7 protein-coding genes are annotated in these 7,238 nt (G+C 71.0%); 6 read left to right on the top strand and 1 reads right to left on the bottom strand.

Features of this window, described 5'->3' with window-relative positions; translation table 11 throughout:
- The 5 genes from PKC53_RS18285 to hslU form a co-directional block, all read left to right on the top strand.
- A partial coding sequence (locus tag PKC53_RS18285; RefSeq protein ID WP_324431249.1) for a GTP-binding protein occupies window positions 1–453 on the top strand: 453 nt, incomplete at its 5' end.
- Between the two features lie 112 nt (window positions 454–565).
- The gene (gene dksA, locus PKC53_RS18280) at window positions 566–1,234 is read left to right on the top strand and encodes an RNA polymerase-binding protein DksA (RefSeq protein ID WP_324431247.1); all 669 of its coding nucleotides are present in this window, start codon (window positions 566–568) and stop codon (window positions 1,232–1,234) included.
- A 234-nt stretch (window positions 1,235–1,468) separates the two neighbouring features.
- Window positions 1,469–3,229, top strand: coding sequence for an STAS domain-containing protein (locus PKC53_RS18275; protein ID WP_324431245.1), 1,761 nt, complete (start codon window positions 1,469–1,471; stop codon window positions 3,227–3,229).
- A 41-nt stretch (window positions 3,230–3,270) separates the two neighbouring features.
- The gene (gene hslV / locus PKC53_RS18270; RefSeq protein WP_324431243.1) at window positions 3,271–3,807 is read left to right on the top strand and encodes an ATP-dependent protease subunit HslV; all 537 of its coding nucleotides are present in this window, start codon (window positions 3,271–3,273) and stop codon (window positions 3,805–3,807) included.
- 85 nt (window positions 3,808–3,892) lie between these two features.
- Entirely contained in the window at window positions 3,893–5,227 is a 1,335-nt protein-coding gene (gene hslU / locus PKC53_RS18265; protein WP_324431241.1) for an ATP-dependent protease ATPase subunit HslU, read from the top strand.
- A gap of 11 nt (window positions 5,228–5,238) precedes the next feature.
- On the opposite strand, the gene PKC53_RS18260 is transcribed toward hslU, so the two are convergent.
- Window positions 5,239–6,015: a type III pantothenate kinase gene (locus tag PKC53_RS18260; RefSeq protein ID WP_324431239.1), complete on the bottom strand. Its 777-nt coding sequence runs from the start codon at window positions 6,013–6,015 to the stop codon at window positions 5,239–5,241.
- Between the two features lie 168 nt (window positions 6,016–6,183).
- On the opposite strand from PKC53_RS18260, the gene PKC53_RS18255 reads away from it, so the two are divergent.
- Window positions 6,184–7,238: cobalamin-dependent protein (locus PKC53_RS18255; protein ID WP_324431237.1), on the top strand; the 1,055-nt coding region annotated here is incomplete at its 3' end.

Raw genomic sequence — 7,238 nt, 5'->3', positions numbered from 1 at the left:
GCCGAGGTGTTCGACCTGCGCGGCTTCAACCTCAACGCCAAGCTCGACGTCGACCCGCAGTTCCTGACGGGCGACGGCCACGGCCCGGCGCACGACCACGGGCACGACCACGCGCACGGTGAGCACTGCGACCACCCGCACCACCACCATCACGATGACGACGTCAAGTCCTTCGTGTTCCGTGCCGATAGGGCCTTCAACCCGGCCAAGCTCGAGGACTTCCTCGGCGCCATCGTGCAGGTCTACGGGCCGAAGATGCTGCGCTACAAGGGCGTGCTGCACATGAAGGGCACCGACCGCAAGGTGATCTTCCAGGGCGTGCACCAGCTGATGGGCAGCGACCTGGGGCCGAAATGGGCGCCGGGCGAGAAGAAGGAGAGCAAGATGGTGTTCATCGGCATCGACCTGCCGCGTGACATCCTGCAACAGGGGCTAGAGCAATGCCTGGTCTGATCCGCCGCGCGGCACGGGGGGCGTCGCTACAATCCGCGCGCCCTGGAGCCGACCGCGCCGCCGGCCGGACGGCGCGCAGCGCAGCAACGAAGGCCGCCGCGAGGAGAGCGAAGTGAGCAAGACCAGCAGCCCGTCCAAGTCGACTGCCTCCAAGTCGGCCGAGGCCAAAGCGGGCGCGGGCAAACCGGCGGCGCGCGCCAAGGCCGGCGTCGCCACCGCCGCCGCCGAGGCGGCCAGCCGCTTCACCGACCGTTTCGCGCCGGCGAAGAGCCCGGCCGTGCGCACTTTCGACGATTCGACGATGGATGCCGTCAAACCCGCCGCGAAGGCGGACCCGAAGCTCGTCAACGCCTGGAAGACCAAGGCCGGGCGCGACCTGTCCGAGGCCGAACTGCTGGCGATGCCCGAGTCGGAGTACATGAACGACAAGCAGCTCGACTTCTTCCGCGCGCGGCTGGTGGCGCTGAAGGACGACCTGCTGTCCAACGCGGGCGAGACCACCGAGCATCTGCGCGAGGACACGAGCATCGTGCCCGACCCGGCCGACCGCGCGACGATCGAGGAGGAGCACGCGCTCGAGCTGCGCACCCGCGACCGCGAGCGCAAGCTGCTGAAGAAGATCTCGCAGTCGCTGGCGCGCATCGAGGCCGGCGAGTACGGCTACTGCGACGAGACCGGCGAGCCGATCGGGCTGCGCCGCCTGCTCGCACGGCCGACGGCGACGCTGTCGCTCGAGGCGCAGCAGCGCCGCGAGATGAAACAGAAGATGTTCGGCGATTGAGATGGCCCACCCTCCCTGCGCCCACTTCGGCGCCTCCTGCTCGAGAGGGCGCCGCCAGCGGACCGGCCGAGCCGGCGCCGCGGCGGTCTCTGGCGTGGCGGTGGTGCCGCAGCGGCCGCGCGGGGCACTTCGTGCGCCCCGGCCGTTGAGATGACACCCCACCGCCAGGTCATGAACCGGCGACGATGGCGCGTCGGCGCCGCGCGCCGCGCCTGAGCTTGCCCTCACGCCGAGATGCCCGAACCGAAAGACGGCGAGAGCTTCCTGCGCAAGGTCGTGCGCTTCGTCGCCAACCCGACGACGGACTGGGCCGATCTCAACTCGCGCCAGGACGCCACCGGCAGCGGCGAGATCGAGAAGTCCGAGCTCAAGGCGATGGTCGAGCGCAAGCGGCGCAACGACTTCGTGCGCAAGAGCGAGTTCGACATGCTGCGCCGTGTGCGCCGCGAGGGGCTGACGCCCGAGCAGCTCGCCGCGCTCGGCGGCACGGTGTCGCGCCTCGACTCCGAGGCCAAGCTGTCGGACAACGCCTCGCGCGGCGACGGCGGCGTGAAGGCCAAGATCGACGAGATCGAGCAGCAGATGGTCGGCAACGCGCCGCTGCCGGCGGCGCCGACGCGCCCGGCCGCCTTCTTCGACGCCCCGACCGAACCTGCCGCGTTCCGCGGCGCGCTGCCGCCCACCAGCGGCCTGTCGTCCACTGACGGCGACGTGCTGCCCGCGCTGCCACCGCTGCCCGACCCGGACCGTCCGCCGCTGCCCCCCGCGCCGGTGGTGATGGGCGGCGGGCTGCCGCCGTTGGCCGGCGTCGAGCCGGGGCGGCCCGTGCCCGCCGAGGCCGTCGGTCCGGCCTACGCGGCCGGCGCGAAGCCGCCGCCGGTCGAGTTCACCGAGGTGCAGCACGACCCCGAGCTCGACGAGGCGGTGATCGCGTTCGCGAATGCCGACTTCGACCAGTGCGAACGCTCGCTCGACGCGCTGACCGCGATCCACGGCCCGCGTGCCCAGCATGGCGAGACCTGGCTGGTGCGCTTCGACCTGTACCGCGCCACCGGGCAGCAGGACAAGTTCGAGGCGCTGGCGCTCGACTACGCGCAGCGCTTCGGCTGGTCGGCGCCGCAGTGGTTCTCGCTGCCGCGCCTGGTCGCCGATGCGGTGGCCGAGCAGCGTCCGGCGAGCAAGCGCAGCGATCCCGGCGACTCGGTCGGTTGGGTGTGCCCGGAGGTGCTCGACGCCGATGCGGTTGCGCGCCTGCGCTCGCAGACGCTGCAGATGCCGCTGCCGTGGGTGTTCGACTGGTCGCGACTGGCCTCGGTCGAGGTCGAGGGTGCGGTGCAGCTGACCGAGCTGATGCGTCACTGGGCGACGCAGCCGCTGGACATGCGCTGGCACTCCGGCGATCGGCTGCTCGCCGCGCTGGCCGAGCAGGCCCCCACCGGCCTGCGTGATGCCGACCCGGCGTTCTGGGTCGCGCGGCTGGAGGCGCTGCGGCTGGCCAACCGGCCCGACCAGTTCGACGAGGTCGCGATCGACTACTGCGTCACTTACGAGGTGTCTCCGCCGTCGTGGGAGCGCGCGAAGTGCAGGCTGCGCATCAGCGGTCCCGGGCGGCACACGCACGCGCCGGCGCTGTCGCAGGTCAGCGGCGTGTCGACGACCTTCTTCGAGTCGTCGCTGATCGACGAGGCCGGCGTGCCGGCGACGGCCGAGGTCAAGATGGCGAGCGTCGAGCTGTCCGGACAGCTGGTCGGCGGCATCGACGACACGCTCAAGCGCCTCGACGACGAACTCGGCGGCGCGACGCTGATCAACGTGTCATGCGCACGGCTGATCCGCGTCGACTTCCTCGCCGCCGGCGACCTCCTGAACTGGGTGCTGGCCAGGCGCGGCGAGGGCCGCCAGGTCAGCTTCACCGACGCGCACCGCCTCGTCGCGTTGTTTTTCGGTGCGATGGGCATCAACGAACACGCCAAGGTGCGCGTGCGCCACGTCTGACGCACGCACGGCGCCTGCGGCGCGCCCCGGAAGCATCATCCATGGAAAGCTACCACGGCACCACCATCGTCAGCGTGCGTCGCGGCCCGCGCGTCGCGCTCGGCGGCGACGGCCAGGTCACGCTGGGCAACATCGTCGTCAAGGCCAGCGCACGCAAGGTGCGCAAGCTGCACCGCGACCAGGTGCTCGCCGGGTTCGCCGGCGCCACCGCCGACGCGTTCACGCTGTTCGAGCGCTTCGAGGCCAAGCTCGAGAAGCACCAGGGGCACCTGGTGCGCGCAGCGATCGAACTCACGCGCGACTGGCGCACCGACCGCGTGCTGCGCCGTCTCGAGGCGATGCTGGCGGTGGCCGACCGTGAGGCATCGCTGATCATCACCGGCGCCGGCGACGTGCTCGAGCCCGAACACGGCATCATCGCGATCGGCTCGGGTGGCGCGTACGCGCTGGCGGCGGCGCGCGCGCTGCTCGGCCACACCGAGCTGGCACCGGGCGAGATCGTCAAGAAGTCGCTCGAGATCGCCGGCGACCTGTGCATCTACACCAACCAGCATCACACGATCGAGCTGCTGGAGTGACGCGACGAGCGCCGTCGCCGGGCCGCCCGAAGGCGGCACCCGCCTCCCCGGGGAGGTGGTCTCGCAGCCACCGAAAGGCAGTCCGATGAGCATGACCCCGCAGGAGATCGTCTCCGAACTCGATCGCCACATCGTCGGCCAGGCGCAAGCCAAGCGGGCGGTGGCCATCGCGCTGCGCAACCGCTGGCGCCGACAGCAGGTCGACGAGAAGCTGCGCGCCGAGATCACGCCGAAGAACATCCTGATGATCGGCCCGACCGGTGTCGGCAAGACCGAGATCGCGCGCCGGTTGGCGCGGCTGGCCGACGCGCCGTTCGTCAAGGTCGAGGCGACCAAGTTCACCGAGGTCGGCTACGTCGGCAAGGACGTCGACAGCATCGTGCGCGACCTGGTCGACGTGGCCGTCAAGCAGGAGCGCGAGCGCCAGATCAAGGCCAAGCGCGCGCTGGCCGAGGACGCCGCCGAGGACCGCATCCTCGACATCCTCGTCCCGCCGCCGCGCTCTGGCATGGGCTTCGCCGCCGACGGCGCACCGAGCGGCGACAACACCGCGCGGCAGGTCATGCGCAAACGCCTGCGCGAGGGCAGTCTCGACGACAAGGAGATCGAGGTCGACGTCGCCGACGCGAAGCCGGCGCTCGAGATCCTCGGGCCGCAGGGCATGGAGGAGATGGCCGAACAGCTCAAGGGCCTGTTCTCGCAGCTGGGCAGCACGCGCAAGAAGACCCGCAAGCTGCGCATCGGCGAGGCAATGAAGTTGCTCGTCGACGAGGAGGCCGGCAAGCTGGTCAACGAGGACGACATCCGCACCGCCGCGGTCGCGCACGCCGAGGGCAACGGCATCGTGTTCATCGACGAGATCGACAAGGTGGCCAGCCGCGCCGAGCACGGCGGCGCCGACGTCAGCCGCCAGGGCGTGCAGCGCGACCTGCTGCCGCTGGTCGAGGGCACGACGGTGAACACCAAGTACGGCATGGTGCGCACCGACCACGTGCTGTTCATCGCCTCTGGCGCCTTCCACCTGTCCAAGCCCAGCGACCTGATTCCCGAGCTGCAGGGGCGATTCCCGATCCGCGTCGAGCTCGGTTCGCTGACCGTCGACGACTTCGAGGCCATCCTGTCGAGCACCCATGCCAGCCTGGTCAAGCAGTATCAGGCGCTGCTGGCCACCGAGGGCGTGATGCTGCAGATCACGCCCGAGGGCATCCGGCGGCTGGCGCAGATCGCCTTCGACGTCAACGAGCGCACCGAGAACATCGGCGCGCGGCGCCTGGCCACGGTGCTCGAGCGGCTGCTCGACGACATCAGCTTCGACGCACCGAAGCTGGCCGGGCAGTCGGTGACGATCGACGCCGCCGCGGTCGACGCCAAGCTCGCCGAACTGGCGAGGAACGACGACCTGTCGCGCTACATCCTGTAGCCGCGACGCGGCTACAGCGCCAGGCGGTGCGACTGCAGCGCCAGCAGCCCGTCGAAGATCAGCGACTCGACGAGTTCGTGCTCGATCTCGAGGAACGGCGCGACCTTCCAGCCGGCGCCGCCGGTGATCAGCGTCGCCGGGCGTGTGCCGCATCGCGTCGCGAGGTGCCGGTGCATGCGCTCGATCGCGCCGGTGATCGCGTACGTCCCGCCGCTGGTCAACCCGTCCGAGGTGTTCGACGGGAAGGCGCGCACTTCGCCGGTGGGCACGTGCAGTCCCGCGGTGCCGCTCTCGAGGGCCCGCAGCATGATGCCGTGGCCCGGCAGGATGATGCCGCCGAGGAAGTGACCGTGCGGGTCGAGCGCGTCGACGGTGACCGCGGTGCCGATCATGACCACCAGCACCGGGCGCGTCAGCGCACCACGCGTGCGCTCGCGCATGTGCGCGCGCGCACCGATCAGCGCGACCCAGCGGTCGGCGCCGAGACGCGCCGGGTGGTCGTAGCCGTTGCTGACCCCGGCGTCGTGCGCGCTGGGCACCACCCAGCGCGGCTCGACGTCCCACAACTCGAGCTGCTCCTCGACACGGCGTCGCACCGGGTCGCCGGCGACGTTGCAGCCGAGCATGCTCGACGGCGGCTGCAGCCGCGTCCACTCGCCGTCGGCGAGTTCGTCGATGGTCTCGAGGAACACCGCGCCGTGCGCCAGCAGCGCCGCACCGGGCTGCGGCGACGCATACTGCGCCCACTTCAGCCGGGTGTTGCCGATGTCGATCGCCATGAAGCTCATGGACCCCGAGGGTAGCAGGCGGTGCGCCGCGGGGCCATCGTCACGGACCCGGTCGCCCGCGGGCAGCGTCCGGCGCGCCCGGCCTGCGCACTCCGGTGGCTGCCGCTACACTGCCATTGACGTTGACGTAAACGTCAATCTCGACCTGCCTCGACCCGGAGACCGACCATGACCGACCTGTCCGCCGAGTTCCAGGCGCTGGCGAGCTATCGCCCGACGCACAAAGTGCGTTTCGTGACGGCGGCCAGCCTGTTCGACGGCCACGACGCGGCGATCAACATCATGCGCCGCATCCTGCAGGGCATGGGCGCCGAGGTGATCCACCTGGGCCACAACCGCTCGGTCGACGAGGTGGTCACCGCGGCGCTGCAGGAAGACGTGCAGGGCGTCGCGATCAGCTCGTATCAGGGCGGACACGTCGAGTACTTCAGGTACATGGTCGACCTGCTGCGCCAGCGCGGCGGCGCGCACATCCAGGTCTTCGGCGGCGGCGGCGGCGTGATCGTGGCGCCGGAGATCCGCGAGTTGCAGGCCTACGGCGTGGCGCGCATCTACAGCCCCGAGGACGGCCAGCGCATGGGCCTGCAGGGCATGATCGGCGAGATGCTGATGCGCTGCGATGTCGACCTGGCAGCGCACGCGCCGGCAAGCCTCGACGCGGTGACCGGCCACTCGGACGCCGCCTGGCGCGCGCTGGCACAGCTGATCACCGCGCTGGAAGGCGGCCGCGCGGACGCGGCGCTGGTGCAGGCGATGCGCGAGCGCGCGCAGGCCGCTCGCGTGCCGGTGCTGGGCATCACCGGCACCGGCGGCGCGGGCAAGAGTTCGCTCACCGACGAACTGATCCGGCGGCTGCGACTGGACCAGGACGACGCGCTGCGCATCGCGGTGGTCAGCATCGACCCGAGCCGGCGCAAGAGTGGCGGCGCGCTGCTGGGTGACCGCATTCGCATGAACGCGATCGGGCCGTGGCGCGCCGGGCCGCGGGTGTACATGCGCAGCCTGGCCACGCGCGAGGCCGGCAGCGAGATCAGTGCCGCGCTGCCCGACGTCGTTGCGGCGTGCCAATGCGCCGGCTTCGACCTCATCGTCGTCGAGACCTCGGGCATCGGCCAGGGCGACGCGGCGATCGTGCCGCACGTCGACGTGCCGATGTACGTGATGACGCCGGAGTACGGCGCGGCGAGCCAGCTCGAGAAGATCGACATGCTCGACTTCGCCGA

It is taken from the genome of Azohydromonas sp., from assembly GCF_035325925.1.
Lineage (GTDB): Bacteria > Pseudomonadota > Gammaproteobacteria > Burkholderiales > Burkholderiaceae_C > Calidifontimicrobium.
This window is presented reverse-complemented; position numbering and strand designations above follow the sequence as displayed.